Raw genomic sequence first — 19,985 nt, 5'->3', positions numbered from 1 at the left:
TCACGTCCGGGTCGCGTTGGGGGTCGACGTGGTCACCATGTTGGGGTCGCGTTGGGGGTGCCGGTGGCATCGCGCGGACCGTCGACTGGGGCTCGGTTACGCCCGGCCGCCGGCTGCCCCAAGCGACCGATTCCGCCGACGAGACGCGTGCGGGGTCCGCGGACCTACGCTCGACGCCATGGCTACGCGACTGCGGACGGCGGTCTGGGAGATCGACGTCACGGGGGAGACCGTGGTGATCGCGGCGACCGACTGGAAGGACGACGTCGATGTGGTCGCTGCCGACGTCGTGCGCCGGCCTACTCCCGGCGAGCTGGCCGCGCCGTTCTGACCTGACGCTCGACTGCGTCGTTCGGCCGGCCGCTGCGCGGGGCGCAACCCTCTGCGTAACCCGCTTTGACCTGCGAAAACGGAGGACCGCAACCGGGGTGCAACCCCGGCACGCAACCCGGTTCGCAACCCTCCCACGAGTGCGGCGCTGTGACCTGCGGAAACATGTTCGCCCTCGCGCGCGCGTGCGCGCGGGCTCGTCGCGCGTCGCGTCGCTTAGGGCTTCGCCAAGGGCTATCGAACTCGCCCGCGCACGCGTCGACGCAACCGCCGGTTCTGACCCGGCGCCCCGGACGTATTCGAGGTTGAGTTGGCCGCTGGCGACCGGGCGTCGGCCGGGTAGATGTTGGGGCGGGGGCGGCCGTCCCGGGTCGCGAGAGATCAATTCAGCCGACGCGGCGTTCCGGTAGCAGGCGCGCAGAAAACAACGGTTAGCTCGTAAGGGCTGATCGCGGACCAGGTCCGGAGTCGACCGAGTGGTTGGGGCTGAGTTCGGGGACGTATTTGTAGATCGTGGAACGGGACACGCCGAGTAGGCGGGCGATGGAGGCCACGGTGGTGTCGGGTTCGGCGAGCAGGGCGCGGGCGTGGCGGACCTGTTCGGGGCTCATGGCCGGTGGTCGGCCGAGTCGGACGCCGCCTGCGCGGGCAGCGGCGAGACCTTCGCGGGTGCCGTCGGCGATGAGCTCACGGATGAATTCGGCCAGCGCGGCGAAGACGTGGAACACGAGCCTGCCACCGGGGGTGGTGGTGTCGAGATTCTCGTGCAGTGAGGTGAACCCGATTCCGCGCTTGCGCAGTCCGCTGACGAGGGAGAGTAGGTCGGCGAGGCTGCGGCCCAGCCGGGAGAGTTCGAGCACGACGAGGGTGTCACCGTCGCGGAGGTAGTCCAGACAGGCGGCCAGCTCGGGGCGGTCGGCGTTTTTGCCGGACAGTTTCTCCTCGAAGACCCGGATGCATCCTGCCTGGGTGAGGGCGTCGACCTGGCGGCGCAGGCTCTGCTCGGCGGTGGACACGCGGGCGTAACCGATGCGGGCGCCGCCGCCGATGGTGTCGAGCGGGTTGCCGTCGAGGGCGAGCTCGGCCGGGGCCTTGTCGGTCATCGACGGGCACCTTTCATGATCGATGACGTGCCCGACTGTACGACAAAGGGTCGTGATCGACTTGTTGGACACTCCGGCTTCACAACGCGTTTTTCCGACATCTCCAGCACGGTCCAGGCTCGCGAACTGGCCCGCTGTCGATCATGTTGAGAAACGTTCCTTTCGTCGACACCGTTGTCTGTGACACGTGGCTCGATGTGGTGGCCATGAACGTGACGCCTTGACCTTCCTCCCGGGACAACCCCTTACGCCTCGGGGTGCGCAGCCTCGGGTGATGGGTACCTCGGTGGGGCGCCGTAGCGGGGTTGAGCGAACCAACGAGCGAATCAGGGAGGTACGTGATGGCTACGACGATGGTGGAGCAGCGCAACCAGGCGTGTCTGGATGCGTGTGCCGAATGCCAGCAGGCGTGTGAGACGTGCAACTACAACTGTTGCGCCGGCAATCCGGATATGGCCGAGTGCGCCCGGCTGTGTCTGGACTGTGCGGCGATCTGTGCGGCCTGCGTGACGCTGCTGGCCCGTGATTCGCGCTGGGCGGCGCAGTTGTGCCAGCTGTGTGCCCAGGTGTGTGAGGCGTGCGCGGCTGAGTGCGATAAGTACGACATGGATTACTGCCGTGAGTGCGCGGCGGCGTGTCGCCGGTGCGCGGAGCAGTGCCGGGCGATGGCCACGGTCACCGTCTGAGGCCCCGAACCCACGGGGACCGAGGGGTAGGCGAGTGTGGCCGCCTACCCCTCGGTGCGCGCGCTGTCGTCGCGGTCGGTGTGGTTTTCGATGATGCGGCAGACCACGGCGTCCTGGCCGCGGCGTTGGCCCTCGCGGGCGGCCCGACGAGCGGAGGCTAACGAGCGGCGCAGTGCGCGCAGGTCGGCCAGGGTGCGGTCGATCTCGGTGATGTGGGTGTCGAGCAGTTCTGTGACCCGGCCACACGGTGTGGCACCGTCGCGTTGCAGGTCGATGATGTCTTTGATCTCGGGCAGGGTCAGGCCCAGGGTTTTGGCCTGGCGGATGAAGCGCAGCACGTCGAGATCGTCCTCGGTGAACACGCGGTAGCCGGACTCGGTGCGCTCGGACGGCGGCAGCAGCCCCTTGGACTCCCACAGTCGTATCGCCTTGGCGCTGACTCCGGCGGCTGCCGCCGTCGCGCCGACGGTCATACCCATCAGATCCTCCTCTGTGTGTGGCCGCGAACCGTCATCCTTGACCTTACCCCTGGGGCAAGGTTCTAGCGTGCGTGTTGACGACGACAACCGCAGGTCACGCAAGGGAGTACGAGATCATGGACACGGTGCAGTTGCAGGTCACGGGCATGTCGTGCTCGGGATGTGAGCAGCGCATCGCCAAGGTGCTGGGCCGCATCGAGGGCGTACGTGAGGTCACCGCCGATCACAGTAGCGGCCGCGTGCAGGTGCGCATCGGTCCCGAACTGGCCGAGCGTGCCGTGCTGGCCGAGCGCATCGAGGCGGCGGGCTTCGAGGTCATCGAGGGGGTCGGCCGGTGAGTACCGCAACGCAGGAGCCTACGCAGTTGTGGGCTTCGGAGCCGAGTACGACCCCGGGTCAGCAGCGGATTCGGGCCAAGATCGCGGGGCTGCATTGTTCATTGTGCACCGGCACGATCGAAAAGGCCCTGGGCCGCATGGACGGGGTCGGCACGGTGTCGGTGAGCCTGACCCACGAGCAGGCCCTGGTCGACTACGACCCGGATGTGGTCGAGCCGGAGCAGGTCCTGGGAACGCTGCGCGATATCGGCTATGAGCTCTACGATCCGCGCAAGCTGCGGGCCTTTGAGGACGAAGAGGCCGACCTGCTGGCCGAGGGCAAACGGCTATTCACCGCGATCGGGCTGAGCCTGACCGCGATGGTCCAGATCGCCGAAGGCTGGTGGACGCTGCTGTGCGCCACCCTGCTGGTCGCAGCGCTCGGGCTGGTCTTCGGCATCTTGCGCCCCAGCGGTCAATGGCGTGCCGCCGGGTGGGCTGCGGCGGTCGCCGCCCCCGGGGCGCTCGCGCTGGCCGCCCGCTTTGCCGGGCTCCTGGAGCCACCGGTCAACGGCTGGATCGCGGCCGTGCTGGCCGGTGTGATGGTGTTCGGGGTGGCTCCGCACATCCTGCGGATGGCGTATCAGTCCGCCCGGCGCGGGATCCTCAACCAGCACGTGTTGCTGGAGGCTGGCGCGTTCGGCGGCATCGCCGGCGGCATCATCGGCTTGACTGGTCTGTTGGAGAACTACCCGACCGCGGAGTTCTTCGCGGCCGCGGCGATCGTGGCGACGTATCACATCTTCTCGGAGTGGCTGTCGCTGCTGGTCAAAACCCGCTCGGGCCAGTCGATCAAGAAGCTGTTGGATCTGCAGCCCGACCTGGCACGGCTCGTGGCCGATAGTGGTGAGTCCGAGGTACCGGTGGAGCAGGTCGAGGTGGGCCAGCTGGTGCGGGTGCGCCCCGGTGAGCGTGTCCCGTTGGACGGGCGCATCCGCGACGGGTACTCCGCCCTTGACCTGTCCCTGGTCACCGGTGAGCCGGTGCCGGCCGAGCGCGGCCCCGGCGAGGAGGTCGTGGGCGGGTCGATCAACGGCACCGGCAGTCTGCTCATCGAGGTCACCGCCACCGGCGCCGAAGGTTTCCTCGCGCAGGTGATCCGCCACGTCGAGGACGCCCGGGCGCTCAAGCCCGGCATCCTGCATTTGGTCGATAAGGTGCTGCGGGTCTACACCCCCACCGTGCTGAGCATCTCCGCTCTTGCGCTGGTCGCCTGGTTGGCCGGCAGCTGGCTGGTCACCGGGGACCCGGACGTGCACCGGGCGGTGTTCGCCTCGCTCGGGGTGCTGGTGATGGGCTACCCGTGCGCGGTGGGCATTGCCGCACCCTTAGCGATTGTGCGCGGCACCGGACACGCCGCCGATGCCGGCATCGTCATGCGCACCGGCGAGGCCTTCCAAACGTTCCGGCTCGTGCGCCGGATCGTGCTGGACAAGACCGGCACCTTGACCGAAGGCCGCCCCACCGTGCGGGCCGTCGAATCCGTCGACGGCGATGCTGCCGGGCTGCTGGCGGTGGCCGCCGCGGCCGAGAACCACTCCGAGCATCCCCTGGCCCGCGCCGTCGTGGCCGCCGCCCGCGAGGCGGGCGTGACCATAGCGCCCGCCCAGGACTTCGCGTCGATGACCGGCTCGGGCGTACGCGCCACCGTCGACGGGCACCGAGTCCTGCTGGGGCGGCCGGGACTGCTGGCCGAGGCCGGCGTCGATCTCGGCGCACTGTCGGCGTGGATCACCTCGCAGGAAGCCACCGGGCACACCGTCATCGCCGTGGCCACCGACCAGGTGCTGCGGGGTGCGATCGCACTGGGCGACCAGGCCCGCCCCGACGCCACGAGCGCGGTCGCAGCCATGCGCGAGGCGGGCATGGAACCGGTGCTGGTCACCGGCGACAACGAGCGCGCCGCCCGCCACGTCGCCGCCACGCTCGGCATCGAGCAGGTCCATGCCGGGATCCGCCCGGACGGCAAGGCCGACATCGTGCGGGAACTGCAGGCCGACGGCACCCGGGTGGCCATGGTCGGCGATGGCATCAACGACGCGCCGGCACTCATGCAGGCCGATGTGGGCATCGCCGCCGGCGGCGGCACCGACATCGCCGTCGAATCGGCCGACGTCGTCCTGCTGCGCGAGGACGTGGCCGCCGTGCTTGATGCCCGCGCCATCAGTGATCGTGCCTACCGGCGCACCCGCACCAACGTCGCCCTCGCATTCACCTTCAACGGACTCGGCATCCCGCTGGCCACCACCGGCCTGATCTCCCCGGTGTGGGCGATGGTGGCCATGGCCGCCTCCGTGACCACGATCTTTCTCAACTCCTTCGGCAGCCGCCCGGCGCTGCTGATCAACGCCATCGCCAGCGTCGGCCGCACACCAGAGGCAACCCAGCAGCAACCGGCAGACCGCACAGCGGCCTGACCGACGTTCACACCCATCACTCTGGCGCCCGGCCAGGCCGGGTGCGCGGCCCACTCGACACGCCGCGCGCCCGGTGCTGCCGCGTCCCAACACTGCCGCACAAGGAAACGACGTGCCTGAACACACGACCACGACCATGCCCGCCGCCCCGCGGGGCATGCTGGCGCTGCTGACCGCCGCCGCGTTCGTGATCTTCGCGCAGATCTTCATGGTCGCACCCTTGATCCCGCGGCTGGCCGAGGTTTTCCAGGTCTCTCCCGGCCTCGTCGGGCTGGCCGTGCCTGCCTACCTGCTGCCCTACGGGGCGATGGTGCTGGTGTGGGGGCCGGTCTCCGAACACCTCGGACGGCGGCCGGTCATTCTCGGCTCGCTGGCTGCGTTCACCGTGCTGGTCGGCGCGACCGCGCTGGCCGGCAGTGCCGGGGCGTTCATCGGGGTGCGCCTGGCCACCGCGATCGGCGCCAGCGGTGTCGTGCCGATCGCGCTGGCCCTGGTCGGCGACCTGGTGCCGTATCAACGCCGCGGGCACGCCCTCGGGTGGTTGTTCGGGGGCATGGCCGGCGGCATCGCCGTCGGCGCCACCGCCGGCGCGCTGGGCGAGCCGCTGGTGGGCTGGTCCGGACTGTTCCTGGCCGCGGCTGTAGCCGGGCTGGTGCTGCTGGTCGCCGCGTTCGCTGTGCTGCCGGCGACCCCGCGGTCGGCATCCCCGCCGGCGCCGCGCACCGTGGCCGCCGGTTATCTGGCGCTGCTGCGCCAGGCCCGCGGGCGGCGCACCTACCTCTACGTGCTCATCAACGCGTTGCTGCACTCCGGGATCTACACCTGGCTCGGGGTGTATCTGCACCAGCGGTTCGAGTTGGGCGAGTTCGGCATCGGACTGACGCTGCTCGGCTACGGCATTCCCGGCCTGCTCCTCGGCCCGGTCATCGGACGGCTGGCCGACCGCTACGGCCGCGCCCGCATCATCCCCGCCGGCGTGGCCCTCGGCGGGGTCTGCGCGCTGCTACTGGCCAGCCCCCTGCCACTGCTGGCGGTACAGGCCAGCATCGTGGCCCTGTCGTTGGGCTACGACATGACCCAACCACCCCTGGGCGGCATCGTCACCAACCTGCCCGGCCACGGTGGGCTGGCCATGGCGCTGAACGTCTTCACCCTGTTCACCGGCATGGGACTGGGCAGCCTGCTCTTTCAAGCCATCCTGCTACCGACCGGATTCGCCGTGGCCCTGAGCACCTTCGGCGCAGCAGTGCTGCTCGCCGCCGCCCTGGCCGTGCCGGTCTTCCGCCACGAACGACCCCACGCGAACACCCCGGCATCCTGAGATCAGCCTCCGCCTGGCTTCACCACCGTGCGGACAGGCCTACACTGTGTCGCTGGGGCTGCGTAGTGGCCGGTAGCCGCTCCGCGCGTACTCGGCCTCGATCGGAAACTCATACGTCCCGTATGGATTGACGTGTTCCATCAGTGCCGGGGAGACGTGCGCCAACAGGTCCCGGTCGATGCGCCCGCGCCGCTGCGACAACCGCTCGAGGGCGAGTTCGAGGTAGGCGGTGTTCCAGGTGATCACGGCGTTGGTCACCAGCGACAGGCACAGGGCTTGTTCGGTCTGCTGCTCGTGGTGGCGGCGCCGCACGGTGCCTTCGTGGGCGAAGAACAGATCCCGGCGCAGCGAGTGCAGGCTCTCACCCTTGTTGAGCTGGCGGGTGATCCGACGCCGGTAGGCCTCGTCGGCCAGATACCGCAGGGCATAGATGGTGCGTTGCAGCTTGCCATACTCGACCAGGGCCTGGGCCAGCGCCGAGCGCCGCGAGGAGGCGTGCAGCTTGGACACCACCAGCGAGGCGGTGGTGTGGCCGTACTTCAGCGAGGCGGCCAGCCGCAGCATCTCGTCCCACTGGCTGCGGATCAGCGCGGTATCGATCGTGCCGGTCAGCAACGCGCCCGCGTGCGGGAACGCGCTGGTGGTCTCTTTGCGGGTGCCGAGGCGGTGCAGGGTGATACCGCCCAGATCCCGGATGCGCGGGGACAGGGTGAATCCGGTCAGCGTGAACAGCGCGAACACTGTCAGGGTTTGCCCGGCGGTGTCGGTGGCGTGTTCGGTGATGGGTAGGTCGGTGGTGTTGCCGAGGATCTCGTCGAGCACGTAGACGGCTTCGCGGTCGGTGACCGGGATGACCTTCGTGCCGTAGGTGGTGTGCTGATCGGAGACGTGGGTGTAGGTGGCCACGCCTTCGTCGACGAAGTAGCGGCTCATCGCCCGCGCGGTCAGCGACTTGCCCCGCATCGGAAACCGCTGCCCATCGCTGGAGGACATGGTGCCGCCACCCCACACCGATGCCAGCGGCAGCTCGTGATGATGGTTGACGATCGCCGCGTTGGCCTCACGCAACGTGTCTTCGCGCAGGTACCACTCGGTGGTCCAGCGCAGCGTCTCCTCCGAGATCCCGGAGGCTTCGGCCATCGCGGTCGGTCCGAAATTGCAGGCCTGGGCCAGGATCGCGGCGTAGAGGTTGCGGCGCAGCTGGGGTTCGCGGTGGGTTTTACCGCCGGCGTGGGTGAGCTGATCCGACCAGGCCGACCACCGGTCGACCTCGATGAGCAGCTCGGTCAGTTGCGGCCGCGGCAACAGCTCCACCAGGTCCAACCGGAGTTTCTCCACCTCCTCGGGGACTGCCTCGGCCGAGAGCCGGTTGACGGTCAGCTCGCCGGTCTCGCTCATCCGCACCGGCCCGTCCCCGGCGGCCAGGACCGGCTCCAGGTCCGTCAGCGCGGCCTGCAACTGCTGTCCGGCCTGCTCCAAGGCGGTGTTGGCCTCAGCAGGTGCCTGCACCAGGGCGCAGTACCCGTGGCGCCACGTGGGCCACTGCTCGGCCGGCAGCAGCAGCGTGGTCGGGTCGGCATACCGGCGCGAGCCCGGCACCCAGATATCGCCCGAGCGCAACGCATCCCGCAGCCCCAACAGGGTGGCCAACTCCCAGTAATGCCGATATGCGGTGCTGTTCCCACTCTTCGCCGCACGGTCGAGATAGTCCCGCCATCGGGTCGGGACGAAGGCCGTTGGCGCGTCGTCGGGGACCTTGCGGCCACCGCGGGCGTAGAGCTCGCGCAGGATCGTCACCGCCTCGGCCAGGGGCTGCGCCTCGGTCGAGGCGGCGAAGGTCAGCGCACCGATGACGTGCGGGGCGAACTCGCGCAGATAGGTGAAGCTGGCATCGACCATGGCCAGATGCCCGTGATCACGCGGTAGCCGGTCTTTCGGATCCCGCCGGGCAGCACGCAGCCGCTCCATCCCGATCCCGCTGCGTAACTTCGCCCCGACCGCGGCATCGGGCACGTTGTCCAGGTCGGTGGCCACGGCCAGCATCTCGTCCAACAGCGTCAACCGGTCCTCCGAGGCCCGCGCCCGCCGCGCTAGGTGCTCGTCGAGCTTGCGACGAGCCCGGTTTTCCAGGTTGGACAAGGCCTGGTCGAACATGGAAACGAGCTCGTCGAGCACCTCCACGGCGCATTCGGCGGCCGTGGCCAGCAGCACCGGATACCGCTTGTCCTCGTCCCGGCGGGCCAGAGCCTGATTCGTCGCCCGTCGGCCCACGCCGGCCAGCCGCCGACGGCGCGCGTCCGGCAAGCTCGACAAGTCCAGCACGTGAGCGTCGATCCCGCGCAAGTAGCGCAGCTGTCCAGTTCACCCCGGATCGCCATCGGCGAGGCCGTCGTCGCCCCGCGATGCAGCCACGCCAACCGCGAGATGCTCATGCCCTGCTCGACGGCCAGCAGCCCGTCGAGCTCACGCGCCGGTGCTCATCCAACAGCGGCTCGACCCGCCCATACACCTCGGCGACCGCGTCCTGACGAACCGTGGCGATGCGCTCCATCAACGAGATCGCACCGGGCCGGACCACCTTCTGCGAGCTCAAGTACTCGCAGCCCAGCCGAAACAACACGCTCGGCGCATCGTGCTCGACCGCCCGGGCCAGCAGAAACTGCTCCAGCTCCTTCCACTCCACCGCGCCGGCTGTGCGCCACCTCAACCGGGCCGCGACCAGCCGCAGATGCTCGGTACGGGTCTGCTCCCGCTCGCCATACGTCTCGAGCTCGGCCACAGCAATCCCCAACTGCACCGCAAGACGGTTCGACGCCGACCTGGGCACCGCAGGCACGTCATCGGGCACAAACCCCAACCACGGCAACGCGCACAGTTGCACAGCCAGCCCCAGCCGGTTGCCCGAGCCCCGCGCAGACCGCAGTATCCACGCCCGATCATCCGAGCCCAACGTGAAATAGGAGATCAGCTCATTCCGCCCGATCTCCTCCGGCCACGACCGCAACCGCCGAATCTCATCCTCGGAGAAAAACCGCGTCGACACCGACCACTCCGCTCGCCACACGATCACTGACGAGCGACATCCTCACCACAGGCAAGCACTCCGCAGAGAGCGGGTAACCCTCAACGTCGACGAGCACACAGCCGCTCAACCACGTCTCTGACCTGGCCAAACCGAGCTAACCGTTGTTTTTTCGGCGTGTGCTACCGGTACCCCCACTTGGCACACGACATCCCACTGCGGCCGGGAGGACTTGGCTCCCGAGGTGTGGTCGACGTAGAGGTGGTCCTCGGTGACGCCGGCGCGGATCAGGGCGTCGCGTTGGGCGGTGGGGTTTTGCTCGTCGGTCGAGACGCGCATGTAACCGATCTCCATGCGTCGAAAACTACCCGATCATGGGTTTGCCGACGTTGTTTCTCGACGCGAGTTGTCAACACCTGCGACCTGGGGAAATTCATGCACCCCGACCGGTGTCGGCAGACGGTCGTTTTCAGACGCTCTGCGTGGGCATTGCATCAGCTGCGGCACTCCGCCTTGACCATGCCGCCGAGGACGGAGCCAATACCTCCACCCTGCTGACGTTCTCCGGGCACAGGTCGGTGACGTCGCTGGCCCGCTATTACCCATGTCTCCCCCGGAGGCCCTGGCTCGCTGGCAGCACGCCCGTGATCCCGCGACCCGACGCCGGTAACGGCGCGTTCGTTCCGCGTCCGCGGCATCGAGTCGCGGTCATGCGAGTAGTTGCTGGGTCAGCCAGGCCATGTTGTCGGCGGTTACCTCCGGGGAGGCACTGGGTTGCATGACGTGGCTGAGGATCGTGCGGACCAGCATGTCGGTTGCCGCGGTCAGTTCTCGGTCTGGCACGGGCCGGGCCAGCAGGGCGAGGCGGGTGCGGACGACGGTTTTGGCGGTGTCGATGAGTGTTTCGGACTGGGTGGTGAGCAGGGGCAACAGGTCGTGGCGTGCGCCATGGGAGGTGCTCGCGATGGCGTGGAGCAACGGGCTTTCTGCGGCGCGGACGAGCACGTCGCGGCAGGCGGTGCGGACCGCGGCCGCCAGGTCGGTGGGGTGGGCCTGGAACGCTGCGTCGACGAGGGTCAGGAATTGCTGGAGCTCGGCGAAGACCACTTCCTCGGCGAGTTGGCGTTTGCTGCCGAGTTCGTTGTAGACAGTCTGCCGACTGACTCCGATGGTGTCGGCGAGCAGTCCCATCGTTACCGAGGACCATCCAGTTTCGCTGGTGACGGCGGCGGCGACCTGCACGATGCGGGTGCGCAGGCGTGCCTGGTCGTCCTGCGTTGCCGTCTGGGTGGCTGCCATCGGGGTCATACTAGCCACGTGGAGTGGCGTCTTTCCGCTCGGCGAACGCGAGGGCTTCGGTCCAGTCTCCTCGGGCTGCGATGCGGCGGCGGAACTTCATGATGTCACCGGGGCGGTCGACCGTGAGTGCCCCGGCCAGCCGGTCACCGCGGCGATAGAGGGCAAGTAACCCCTCGCTGGCCGGCCTGAGCACGTGCACCTCATCGGCGTGTGCTGTCCCAGTGAATTGGATGCGGTGTTCGTACCAGTCAGACCAGAAGTAGGGCACTGGCGCGTGGGCCACGGCGGCGGCTGGGTCGAGCGCGTGCCGGGCGGCAACGGCTCCTTGCTCGGCGGCGGTGGTCCAGTGCTCGAGCCGCATGAGGTCGTCGTCGAAGAGGGGATTGACCGCGTGTGCGACGTCACCGGCCGCGTACACCCCCTCGACGCCGGTCCAGAGCGTGGAGTCGCACAGCAGACCGCCGTCGTGCTCGTGCAGCGGTAGGCTGCTGTCGCTCAGCCATGTCGTGGCGGGTGTAACCCCGATGCCGGCCACGACCAGATCGGCCGGCAGCACGGTTCCGTCATCGAGCCGCACCCCGGTGACCTGTCCGTACTGCGACTCGAGGCCGCTGACCGTGCGGGCAAGCTTGAGGTGGGTGCCGTGTGCGCCATGCAGCCCCGCGCACACGGCACCCACCTCCAGGCCCAGCGAGCGGGACAGCGGCAGGTCAGAGGCTTCCACCACGGTGACAGGCAGATTGCGCTTGCGCGCCGCCGAGGCGACCTCGGACCCGATAAACCCGGCTCCCACGACCACGGTGCGGGCACCGGCATCCAGTGCGTTCCGGATCGCCACGGCGTCATCGAGCGTGCGCAACTGATGCACGCCGGCGATCCCGTCGGCTCCCGGCAGGGTGCGCGGTGTGGCGCCGGTGGCAATGACCAGCCCATCGTAGGGCACCGCGCGGCCGGGCAGGTGGACTTCCCGTGCCGCCGTATCCAACGCCTCCGCCGAAACACCGAGGCGCAGCTCGACCCCGAACTGCTCGCGCAGCTCGTCGGCACTGTGAAAGGACACAGCCTCGCCATCGTGGCCGGCGGCGAGGAATGCCTTGGACAGCGGCGGCCGGTCGTAGGGCACGTGCTCCTCGGCACCGATCAGGGTGATCGAGCCGGTGAATCCGGCGCGGCGGGCGGACTGCACCGCGCGCAATCCCGCCAATGAGGCGCCGACGACGACGAGACGCTCCATGCCTCAGCCCTTCAGGGTGAGTGCCAGCACGGGGCAGGCGTCCACGGCGGCGGCGACTGTCTGGCGGTGCTCATCGGCCGGGTGCTCGTCCAAGACGACCATGGTGCCGTCGTCTTGGACCTCGAAGAACTCGTGCGCCATGGCCTCGCACATGCCCAGGCCCTCGCACTTGGCTCGATCGACGGTGATCTCCACGTGGCTCACTTCCCTTCTCCAGGTTCGAAATCGACCTTCTCGCGCACGCCGCAATCGGGACAGCACCAGTCGTCGGGCACGTCCGCCCAGGCGGTCCCGGCAGGAAATCCCTCGCGGGGGTCGCCGGCTGCTTCGTCGTAGGTGTAGTCGCAGCCGGGGCAGCGGTACTGGCTCATGCGGCCTCCTCGGACGCCGCGGGCACCGGGTACTGCGCCAAGACCTTTGCCCGTTTCCGTGGGGAAATGTTCGCCTGGCTCATGTCGCCACCGAAGTGCGCGGCCACCCGCGGGTCCATGATCCGCCGCCAGATCGCAGGCACGATGGCCAGCAGGATCATCCCGGCGTACCCGGTCGGCAGGACGGGAGATTCCTCGTAGTCGCGCAGGGTCTGGTACCGGCGGGTCGGGTTGGCGTGGTGGTCGCTGTGCCGCTGCAGGTGATACAGCAGCACGTTGGTGGCGATGTTGTTGGAGTTCCAGCTATGGCTGGGCATGACCCGCTCGTAGCGGCCGGTGCCATCAGGTCCGGTCCGCTGGCGCAGCATCCCGTAGTGCTCCATGTAGTTGACCACCTCGAGCAACGAAAAACCGACCACGGCTTGGATCAGCAGATAAGGCAGGACCCCGACGCCCAGCCAGGCCACCATGCCGGCCCACAGCACCGCCGACATCAACCACGCGTTGAGCACATCGTTGCCGAGGCGGAACGGGTGCTGGCCACGCCGCGCGTAGCGCTTTTTCTCCAGGTTCCAGGCGCTGGTCAGCGAGCCCCACACGGTGCGCGGCCAGAACTGGTAGAAGTTCTCGCCCACCCGGGCGCTGGCGGGATCTTCCGGCGTCGCCACCCGCACGTGGTGACCCCGGTTGTGCTCGATGTAGAAATGCCCGTAGAAGCTCTGCGCGAGGGCGATCTTGGACAACCACCGCTCGTGGCTCTCCTTCTTGTGCCCGAGCTCGTGGGCCGTGTTGATGCCGATGCCGCCGATGGTGCCCACCGTGATCGCCAAACCGACCTTGTCCACCACGGACAGATCGCCCTGGGTGATCAGCCACAACGCCGCGACGAATCCGGCGTACTGGATCGGCAGGTACAGGAAGGTGATCCACCGGTAGTAGCGGTCGTTCTCCAGCGCCTCGATCACATCATCCGGCGGGTTCGAACGGTCGAGCCCAGCCAACAGGTCCACCGCGGGAACCAGCACCAAGATCACCACCGGGCCGATCCAAAACCACACTCCCTGCCCGGTGGCCGCATACGCCCCCATCGCCACGAAGGCCAGGGACGGCATCACCAGCCCCATCAGCCACAGGTAGCGCTTCTTGTCCTTCCACCGCTGGGTCGATCCCGCCGGGACCGTCCCGCTGACGTTCGCTGCCACGGTAGCCACTGCAGCCTCCTCGCCTCGAGATCGGTTGACAGAACCGTAGATCTGTAAAGCCAGTTTGACAATAGTCAGATTTTGTAAACATCATCGTGCGCGAACGTGCGACGAGCATGAAGGTGCCAACAGTGTGGGACGCGGTTTCCTACTGGCCTTCGTGGGTGTTGGCGATGATGAGATCGCGTTGGAATTCAACGACGGCGGCCAGCATCCGGTAGACCATGCGGCCCTCAGGAGTGGTGGTGTCGAGCCCGCGCTGGCGGAAGTCGTCCAGGAGGGACACGAGGTGGGCGGTGGAGCGGCCGATGCGGTCCAGGCGGGTGGCCACGAGCACGTCGCCGACGCGTAGGACCTTGGTCACGACGTCCCATTGCGGACGGCTATTGCCGTGGTTGGTCGGGGCTGGTGGCGCGGGCGAAGTGTTCGGGGTCGACGTGGAGGAAGACGCCGTCGCCGACGAAGGTCAACTGGCCGTGGGGGGTGTGGCCTTCGGCGCGGAGGAAGAGTTTGCGTCCGTCTCGGCGCACCAGCATGCGGACAGCTCGTAAGACGTGTCGAGCCTGGTGGGTGCGTGGTAGTTCACGGCGAGGTGGCGGGTGACGGCGAGGATGCCGATGAGGGTGAGGACGTGGCCGCAGAGATCGTCGAGGACGGTGGCCACCGCTCCGCCGTGGACAAGTCCGGGGGCGCGACGTGCCGCTGGTCGAAGACGTGGCGGCTGTGGACGCGGGCACCGTCGCGGTGCACCTGAAGCTGGTGACCGTGGGGGTTGTCCGGCCCGCAGCCGAGGCAGTCGGCGCTGTGGGCCGGCAGCACGCCGTCGGCGGCCGCATGGTGTGTCGCCGCGGTGGGCGGGGTGCGGGGCCTGCCGTGTGGTGCCGACTCGCAGTGGTGCACCGGTTCTCCTCTCGATTCCATCCACAGGGTTTGTATCCCGCTCCGCACCGGACGCTCAGTGGGTGTGGTGGGGTTCTCCGAGAAAGCCGATGAGCACTCGGGAGACGTCGTCGGCGACCTGGTCGGCGGGGTGCAGCGGCAGCATCACGTGGCTCAGCGTCAGTCGGGCGGCGGATTCGGCGGCGACCGTCACATTGGCCTGGTTCAGGCCCGGCCACCGGCGGTGCAGCACCGCCACGATGCGGTCGCGGGCAGCTTGCACGATGGGGGCGCCTTCGGTGGTCAGCAACGGCAGGAAATCGTCGCTGCCGTCGGTGGTGAGCACCACCTTGAGCAATGGCTCGTCGGCGGCGGTCTCCAGGGTGTAGCGCACGGCCGCGGTCCAGGCGTGGCGGGGTTCGTCGGCGCTGTCCAGGGCGTGTTCGATGCCGTCGAGGAACCGCTCGGTCAGCCGCAGCAGGAGTGCTTGGGCCAACCCGTGCTTGTGGGTGAATTCGTTGTACAGCGTCTGGCGGCTCACCCCGACCTGACGGGCGACTTCGCGCATCTGCAGGCCCTGCCAGCCGTGGGCGACCACGAGGCGTGCGGCCGCGTCGAGGGCCTCGTCGCGGAGTTGGTTACGGGCGCGTGCACGGAACTGGCCAGCCACGCTCGCCATACTGGGCACATCTCTCCGGTAAGTCAATTCCATTGACACATGTTGCATGCGTGTCTAGCTTGCCTGTGTTGCCGGTCACTGCCCTGTCCGTCAGTGGTCGGCCCTCGCAGCGGGTGACTGGCCCGCGTGCGGTGTTGCTGCGTTGTTCGGACCCAGACCGGAGGTTGCCATGACCCGGAACGTGACCCGCACTGCCAGCGGGAACCCCGACCGCCCCTATGACGAGGTGGATCTGTCCTCGCGGGCGTTTTGGTCGACCACGATGCACGAGCGAGATGAAAGCTTCGCGGTGCTGCGTCAGCACCGGCCGGTGACTTGGCATCGGCCGTTCGAGGAGCAGCTGCTCGACGATCCCGATGATCACGGGTTCTGGGCGATCGTGACCTATCAGGATCTGGTCGAGGTCACCCAGCGGCATGAGGACTTTTTGTCCGGGCCGGGCATTCTGATGGAAAGCCTGCCGGCGGAGTTGGTCGAGTCCGCCCAGTCGATCATCGGAATGGATCCGCCGCGGCATACCAAGTTGCGCCGGTTGGTGGCCTCGGCGTTCACTCCGAAGCAGATGCGCCGGATCGAAGGCCGCATCCGGGCTAATGCCACGACGGTGGTCGACAACCTGCTCGAGCGGGGGCGCGAACAGGGCGGCGAGGTCGATTTCGTCTCCGAGTGCGCCGCGCTGCTGCCGATGCACAACATCAACGACATCGTGGGCGTGCCCGACGGGGAACGTCAGAAGGCCGCGCATGAGGCGGCGGTCGGGACCGGCTGGAACGACCCGGAACTGGTCGGCGAGGGCCGTGAGCAGGTACTGATGCGGCTGTATCAGGCATTGAGCTACATGAACGAACTGGTCGCCTCGCTGGCCGAGCAGCGCCGCCGCGAGCCGGCCGATGACTTGCTGACCGCGTTGGTGCAGGCCGAGGTCGACGGCGAGCGCCTCACCGACCAGGAAATCAGCGCGTTCTTCGCGCTGCTGACCATCGCCGGTAACGACACCACGCGGCAGTCCACCAGCCACGCGCTCAAGGCGCTGACCGACTACCCGCAACAGCGGGCGTGGCTGACGGCCGACTTCGACCATCGCATCCCCGGTGCGGTCGAGGAGTTCGTGCGCTGGGCCACCCCCATCATGACCTTCCGTCGCACCGCAGCGCGGGATCTGGAGTTTCGCGGCCAGCACATCACCGCCGGGGACAAGGTGGTGCTGTTTTACTCCTCGGCCAACCGCGACGAGACCGTCTTCGACCACCCACACACGTTCGATCTCTCGCGGGATCCGAACCCGCACGTCGGCTTCGGCGGCGGCGGCATCCACCACTGCCTAGGCAACCAACTCGCCCGCACCCAACTGCGGGCGCTGTACGCCGAGCTGCTGCGCCGCGCCCCCGATATCGAGGCCGGCGAGCCGCAGCTGATGCCAGGCAACTTCTTCCACTCGGTCAAACGCCTGCCCTGCCAGCTCCACCTCCCGCACTGACAACCCGTCCGCGCTGAACACGGCCGCCGAACACGCCGCCAGGCGAGCCCGACAGAGGAGACACGCCACCATGAACATTCACATCGATACCGACAAGTGCACCGGGCACGGGGTCTGCGAAGGACTCGCTGAAGACCTCTTCGAAGTCGGCGACGACGGACTCGCCTACCTGCTGCAGGACCCTCCGGAGGATCGACGCGCGGTGGTCGAGCAGGCCGTGGCCCAGTGCCCCACCTGGGCGCTGAGCATCGAGGAGTGACCACGATGCCACCACTCGCCCCCACGAGAAGGGTCCGGTCGTGATGCCGGGGCAACACCTCGTGGTGGTCGGGGCCTCGCTGGCCGGGCTGCGCGCGGTGCATACCGCCCGCCAGACCGGCTACACCGGCCCGATCACCCTCATCGGCGCCGAAGACCATCTGCCCTACGACCGCCCCCCACTGTCCAAAGCCTTCCTGGCCCCCACCCCGCCACAACCGGGGTGGCTGGTCGAGCACGAGCAACTGCACGAGCAGCTCGGCGTTGACGTGCGGCTGGGCTGCCGCGCGGTCGGGCTCGACATCGACGCGCAGGAAGTCCTCCTCGACGACGAGTCCGCGACCGGCTCGTCCCGGCTCGGGTATACGGGGCTGGTGCTGGCCACCGGGGCCAGTGCCCGCTCCCTGACTCCCGCCCCACAGTTGGAGGGGGTGGCGGCGCTGCGCACGCTCGAGGACGCGCACGCGCTGCGCCGCGCGCTGGACACCGGCAGCCGCGTGGTCATCGTCGGCGGCGGATTCATCGGTTCCGAGGTGGCCGCCGCCGCCCGCCACCGCGGCCTGCCGGTCACCCTCGTCGAAGCCAGCACCGCACCCCTGGCCCACGCCGTGGGCGAGCAGGTCGGCCAGCAGTTGGTCACGCTGCACGAACAGCACGGCACCCGCCTGCGGTGCGGCGTCCAGGTCACCGGACTGACCGGCACCGGCCGCGTCACCGGCGTCGCCCTCTCAGATGGCACCCACCTGCCCGCCGACGTCGTCGTGCTCGGCATCGGCGCCAGGCCGGCCACCGACTGGCTCACCGACACCGGCCTCACCCTCGACGACGGCATTGTCTGCCAGGACACCCTCGCCCCTGTCGGCACCCGCGGGATCTACGCCGCCGGCGACGTCGCCCGCTGGCCCAATCCCCTGTTCCAGACCGCCATGCGCGTCGAGCACTGGACCAACGCCACCGAACAAGCCGCCACCGCCGCCCGCAACGCCCTGCACCCCGAGCGGCAACACACCCACAGCAGCGTGCCCTACGTGTGGTCGGACTGGTACGGCTCCCGGCTGCAATGCGTCGGCATCACCGATGCCACCACCGAGCCCCTCCTGCTGCACCGTCCCGACACCGGTCGCTTCGCCGCCCTGTATCGCCGCGGCGGCCACCTCGTCGGCGCCGCCGCACTCGACCAGCCCCGCTTCATCGTCAAACAACGCCGAGCCATCGCCGCCGCACCCCCTGGCACGAAGCCCGAACCCAGGCCGAAGAGCTGCTGCACCGCACCGCCTGACCACCCCCGGGCAGGTTCCGACACCGCGAAACGAGGAGCTCATGAACCACCCCCAGCACGACACGGACCGCCGCCACGGCAGCACGCACTGGCCGCGCTTCACCCTCATCGTCATTCCCGCCGTGCTCGTGGCCCTGCTGCTCACCGGTTTGATCCTCTCCGGAGTCATCCCCCGGCTCGACACCCCCTGACCCGCAACTGCCCCCAGGAGACCCGCATGGCTGATCACACCCGCATTGCCGACTACCCACACCAGCTCGCCGGCCACTGCGGCTCCGGAGCACTACGAGATCTGCTGCACTGGGCCGGGCTGTCCTACGACGACACGCCACTCGACGAAGGCACCGTATTCGGCCTCGGCGGAGAACTCGGGTTCACCTACCTACGCCACACCACCATGCAGCCGCCGATCTACCTCGTCGGCCGCGGCCCCGACCTCACCGACGCGCTAGCCCACCGCCTCGGACTGAGCCTCACCCGGCAGGCCACCGACGACCCCGAGCAAGGCTGGGCCTGGGTGCGCGACGAACTCGACCACGGCTATCCCGTGCTGTGCTGGGCCGACATCGCCGAACTGCCCTACCTGCGGGTGCGGCTGTCCATGAGCCGCCACGACATCGTGCTCATCGGCTACGACGACCACACCCGCACCGCCACCGTCATCGACAACGACCGCGCCGAACCACAACAGGTCGGCTACGAGGCACTGGCCCGCGCCCGCGCCTCCACCGGATTCCCGGTCCCCACCCGGCACACCACCTACCGGCTGCGCTACCCCACCCACCTGCCAGCTCTGGCCCCCACGGCCGCCGACGCCTGCCAGGCAGCGGCGGCCGCGCTCCGCCAGCCCGAATCGTCCCTGTTGGGCAACAGCGTTGACAGTGTGCCCGACCTCGTCCAGGCCACCGGCCTGGACGGAATCGCCACCTTCGCCACCGACCTCGCCCGCTGGCCCGACCTCTTCCCACCCGACCAGCTCGACACCGCGCTGCACGCCCTGGCCGCCTTCATCGACAAAGCCGGCACCGGCGGCAGCCTATTCCGCCGCCTACAAGCCGACTACCTGACCTGGCTCGCCGAAACCACCCGCCTGCCCGCCGCCCAACAGCCGCCGACACCTACACCCACCTCGCCCACCTCTGGAGCGAACTCGCCACCCACGCCACCGCCCACACCGACCCGACCAACCGCCTCACCGCAGCCACCGCCACCGCCCAGCAGCTGCCCACCCTCGAACACCGCGGCGCCGACGAACTCACCCACCTCGCCCACGCAATGATGTCCTGACCAGGGACAGGGACAACACGGGAACGGTCCATTCCATGCGGGACCCGGTGCCCTGTCCGCCGCGGTGGGGCAACCGCACGAGCGGTGGGACAACCGCACGACCGGGAGGAGAAGGCGAACCACGCCGCAGCACAGCGCTGCTGGCGCCGTCGGCGACGATCTCCCGGTCGCCGATGTCGCAAGCCGCGGCGTCGATCGGCGCGCGACCCCGCTGGATGGCCAGCGCCGGGTCCGTGACGGCGACACACCACCGTCGGCGCCCTGGCCGAAGCTGAACGGCTGCGC

At 68.8% G+C, this 19,985-nt stretch carries 20 protein-coding genes and 2 pseudogenes; 9 read left to right on the top strand and 13 right to left on the bottom strand.

The window, feature by feature from the left end; translation table 11 throughout:
* Nucleotides 1-178: 178 nt before the first annotated feature.
* Nucleotides 179-331 (top strand): hypothetical protein, encoded by a 153-nt coding sequence (locus tag BJF85_RS28235; protein ID WP_158057110.1) that lies wholly within the window; start codon nt 179-181, stop codon nt 329-331.
* Nucleotides 332-761: 430 nt separating this feature from the next.
* Here BJF85_RS28235 and BJF85_RS23155 read toward each other — a convergent pair whose 3' ends face one another.
* Nucleotides 762-1,433 carry a recombinase family protein gene (locus BJF85_RS23155; RefSeq protein ID WP_083666647.1) on the bottom strand — a complete coding sequence of 224 codons (672 nt, stop codon included), beginning with the start codon at nt 1,431-1,433 and terminating at the stop codon, nt 762-764.
* Nucleotides 1,434-1,774: 341 nt separating this feature from the next.
* Between BJF85_RS23155 and BJF85_RS23150 the strand changes: the two genes are divergently transcribed.
* Complete coding sequence (locus BJF85_RS23150; protein WP_139320808.1) at nt 1,775-2,119, top strand: four-helix bundle copper-binding protein; 345 nt, start codon at nt 1,775-1,777, stop codon at nt 2,117-2,119.
* 44 nt (nt 2,120-2,163) lie between these two features.
* On the opposite strand, the gene BJF85_RS23145 is transcribed toward BJF85_RS23150, so the two are convergent.
* Nucleotides 2,164-2,592, bottom strand: a complete 429-nt coding sequence (locus BJF85_RS23145; RefSeq protein ID WP_255375876.1) for a MerR family transcriptional regulator — start codon at nt 2,590-2,592, stop codon at nt 2,164-2,166.
* A 77-nt stretch (nt 2,593-2,669) separates the two neighbouring features.
* On the opposite strand from BJF85_RS23145, the gene BJF85_RS23140 reads away from it, so the two are divergent.
* The 3 genes from BJF85_RS23140 (at nt 2,670) to BJF85_RS23130 (ending at nt 6,713) form a co-directional block, all read left to right on the top strand.
* On the top strand, nt 2,670-2,936 hold the full coding sequence (locus BJF85_RS23140) for a heavy-metal-associated domain-containing protein (protein WP_255375875.1): 267 nt from the start codon (nt 2,670-2,672) through the stop codon (nt 2,934-2,936).
* Nucleotides 2,933-5,392, top strand: a complete 2,460-nt coding sequence (locus BJF85_RS23135; protein ID WP_075850087.1) for a cation-translocating P-type ATPase — start codon at nt 2,933-2,935, stop codon at nt 5,390-5,392. Before BJF85_RS23140 ends, BJF85_RS23135 begins: the two co-directional genes overlap by 4 nt.
* Nucleotides 5,393-5,504: 112 nt before the next feature.
* Nucleotides 5,505-6,713, top strand: coding sequence for an MFS transporter (locus BJF85_RS23130; RefSeq protein WP_255375874.1), 1,209 nt, complete (start codon nt 5,505-5,507; stop codon nt 6,711-6,713).
* 39 nt (nt 6,714-6,752) lie between these two features.
* On the opposite strand, the gene BJF85_RS23125 is transcribed toward BJF85_RS23130, so the two are convergent.
* The 10 genes and pseudogenes from BJF85_RS23125 to BJF85_RS31720 form a co-directional block, all read right to left on the bottom strand.
* The gene (locus BJF85_RS23125) at nt 6,753-9,035 is read right to left on the bottom strand and encodes a Tn3 family transposase (protein ID WP_222844646.1); all 2,283 of its coding nucleotides are present in this window, start codon (nt 9,033-9,035) and stop codon (nt 6,753-6,755) included.
* Between the two features lie 106 nt (nt 9,036-9,141).
* On the bottom strand, nt 9,142-9,756 hold the full coding sequence (locus tag BJF85_RS29260; RefSeq protein WP_222844645.1) for a DUF4158 domain-containing protein: 615 nt from the start codon (nt 9,754-9,756) through the stop codon (nt 9,142-9,144).
* Nucleotides 9,757-9,861: 105 nt separating this feature from the next.
* Nucleotides 9,862-10,074 carry a recombinase family protein gene (locus BJF85_RS23120; protein ID WP_083666652.1) on the bottom strand — a complete coding sequence of 71 codons (213 nt, stop codon included), beginning with the start codon at nt 10,072-10,074 and terminating at the stop codon, nt 9,862-9,864.
* Nucleotides 10,075-10,443: 369 nt separating this feature from the next.
* Nucleotides 10,444-11,034 carry a TetR/AcrR family transcriptional regulator gene (locus BJF85_RS23110; protein ID WP_075850122.1) on the bottom strand — a complete coding sequence of 197 codons (591 nt, stop codon included), beginning with the start codon at nt 11,032-11,034 and terminating at the stop codon, nt 10,444-10,446.
* Nucleotides 11,035-11,044: 10 nt separating this feature from the next.
* Nucleotides 11,045-12,268, bottom strand: coding sequence for an NAD(P)/FAD-dependent oxidoreductase (locus BJF85_RS23105; RefSeq protein ID WP_075850086.1), 1,224 nt, complete (start codon nt 12,266-12,268; stop codon nt 11,045-11,047).
* 3 nt (nt 12,269-12,271) lie between these two features.
* Nucleotides 12,272-12,463 carry a ferredoxin gene (locus BJF85_RS23100; protein ID WP_075850121.1) on the bottom strand — a complete coding sequence of 64 codons (192 nt, stop codon included), beginning with the start codon at nt 12,461-12,463 and terminating at the stop codon, nt 12,272-12,274.
* Nucleotides 12,464-12,468: 5 nt separating this feature from the next.
* Nucleotides 12,469-13,841: pseudogene (locus BJF85_RS23090) on the bottom strand (fatty acid desaturase).
* Between the two features lie 148 nt (nt 13,842-13,989).
* Nucleotides 13,990-14,214: pseudogene (locus BJF85_RS23085) on the bottom strand (recombinase family protein); the annotation flags it as partial.
* 10 nt (nt 14,215-14,224) lie between these two features.
* On the bottom strand, nt 14,225-14,377 hold the full coding sequence (locus BJF85_RS29255) for a hypothetical protein (RefSeq protein ID WP_222844657.1): 153 nt from the start codon (nt 14,375-14,377) through the stop codon (nt 14,225-14,227).
* Nucleotides 14,308-14,505, bottom strand: coding sequence for a hypothetical protein (locus BJF85_RS31720; protein WP_075850083.1), 198 nt, complete (start codon nt 14,503-14,505; stop codon nt 14,308-14,310). Before BJF85_RS31720 ends, BJF85_RS29255 begins: the two co-directional genes overlap by 70 nt.
* On the opposite strand from BJF85_RS31720, the gene BJF85_RS29245 reads away from it, so the two are divergent.
* Entirely contained in the window at nt 14,416-14,595 is a 180-nt protein-coding gene (locus BJF85_RS29245) for a hypothetical protein (protein WP_222844656.1), read from the top strand. The genes BJF85_RS31720 and BJF85_RS29245 overlap by 90 nt on opposite strands.
* Before the next feature lie 201 nt (nt 14,596-14,796).
* Here the strand turns inward: BJF85_RS29245 and BJF85_RS23075 are convergent, their stop codons facing one another.
* The gene (locus tag BJF85_RS23075) at nt 14,797-15,399 is read right to left on the bottom strand and encodes a TetR/AcrR family transcriptional regulator (protein ID WP_075850082.1); all 603 of its coding nucleotides are present in this window, start codon (nt 15,397-15,399) and stop codon (nt 14,797-14,799) included.
* 169 nt (nt 15,400-15,568) lie between these two features.
* Here BJF85_RS23075 and BJF85_RS23070 point away from each other — a divergent pair, with 169 nt between their 5' ends.
* The 3 genes from BJF85_RS23070 to BJF85_RS29240 all read left to right on the top strand — a co-directional run bounded on the left by BJF85_RS23070 (nt 15,569) and on the right by BJF85_RS29240 (nt 19,692).
* Nucleotides 15,569-16,876: a cytochrome P450 gene (locus tag BJF85_RS23070; RefSeq protein ID WP_075850081.1), complete on the top strand. Its 1,308-nt coding sequence runs from the start codon at nt 15,569-15,571 to the stop codon at nt 16,874-16,876.
* Nucleotides 16,877-16,946: 70 nt separating this feature from the next.
* Nucleotides 16,947-17,135, top strand: a complete 189-nt coding sequence (locus BJF85_RS23065) for a ferredoxin (RefSeq protein ID WP_075850080.1) — start codon at nt 16,947-16,949, stop codon at nt 17,133-17,135.
* 43 nt (nt 17,136-17,178) lie between these two features.
* A complete protein-coding gene (locus BJF85_RS29240; RefSeq protein ID WP_222844643.1) occupies nt 17,179-19,692 on the top strand; it encodes an FAD-dependent oxidoreductase in 2,514 nt (837 codons plus the stop codon).
* Nucleotides 19,693-19,985: the final 293 nt, after the last annotated feature.

The organism is Saccharomonospora sp. CUA-673 (assembly GCF_001942305.1).
In the GTDB taxonomy this organism is placed as follows: domain Bacteria; phylum Actinomycetota; class Actinomycetes; order Mycobacteriales; family Pseudonocardiaceae; genus Prauserella.
The sequence above is the reverse complement of the archived record's forward strand: the minus strand, read 5'-3'. Positions and strand labels throughout refer to the sequence as shown.

Bases quoted from the DNA above. Each gene is read 5' to 3' on its own strand.
- BJF85_RS23150 (WP_139320808.1), top strand. From the start codon at position 1,775: ATGGCTACGACGATGGTGGAGCAGCGCAACCAGGCGTGTCTGGATGCG.
- BJF85_RS23110 (WP_075850122.1), bottom strand. From the start codon at position 11,034: ATGGCAGCCACCCAGACGGCAACGCAGGACGACCAGGCACGCCTGCGC.
- BJF85_RS23070 (WP_075850081.1), top strand. From the start codon at position 15,569: ATGACCCGGAACGTGACCCGCACTGCCAGCGGGAACCCCGACCGCCCC.
- BJF85_RS23075 (WP_075850082.1), bottom strand. From the start codon at position 15,399: ATGGCGAGCGTGGCTGGCCAGTTCCGTGCACGCGCCCGTAACCAACTC.
- BJF85_RS23065 (WP_075850080.1), top strand. From the start codon at position 16,947: ATGAACATTCACATCGATACCGACAAGTGCACCGGGCACGGGGTCTGC.
- BJF85_RS23145 (WP_255375876.1), bottom strand. From the start codon at position 2,592: ATGACCGTCGGCGCGACGGCGGCAGCCGCCGGAGTCAGCGCCAAGGCG.
- BJF85_RS23105 (WP_075850086.1), bottom strand. From the start codon at position 12,268: ATGGAGCGTCTCGTCGTCGTCGGCGCCTCATTGGCGGGATTGCGCGCG.
- BJF85_RS28235 (WP_158057110.1), top strand. From the start codon at position 179: ATGGCTACGCGACTGCGGACGGCGGTCTGGGAGATCGACGTCACGGGG.
- BJF85_RS29255 (WP_222844657.1), bottom strand. From the start codon at position 14,377: ATGCTGGTGCGCCGAGACGGACGCAAACTCTTCCTCCGCGCCGAAGGC.
- BJF85_RS29240 (WP_222844643.1), top strand. From the start codon at position 17,179: ATGCCGGGGCAACACCTCGTGGTGGTCGGGGCCTCGCTGGCCGGGCTG.
- BJF85_RS23155 (WP_083666647.1), bottom strand. From the start codon at position 1,433: ATGACCGACAAGGCCCCGGCCGAGCTCGCCCTCGACGGCAACCCGCTC.
- BJF85_RS23120 (WP_083666652.1), bottom strand. From the start codon at position 10,074: ATGCGCGTCTCGACCGACGAGCAAAACCCCACCGCCCAACGCGACGCC.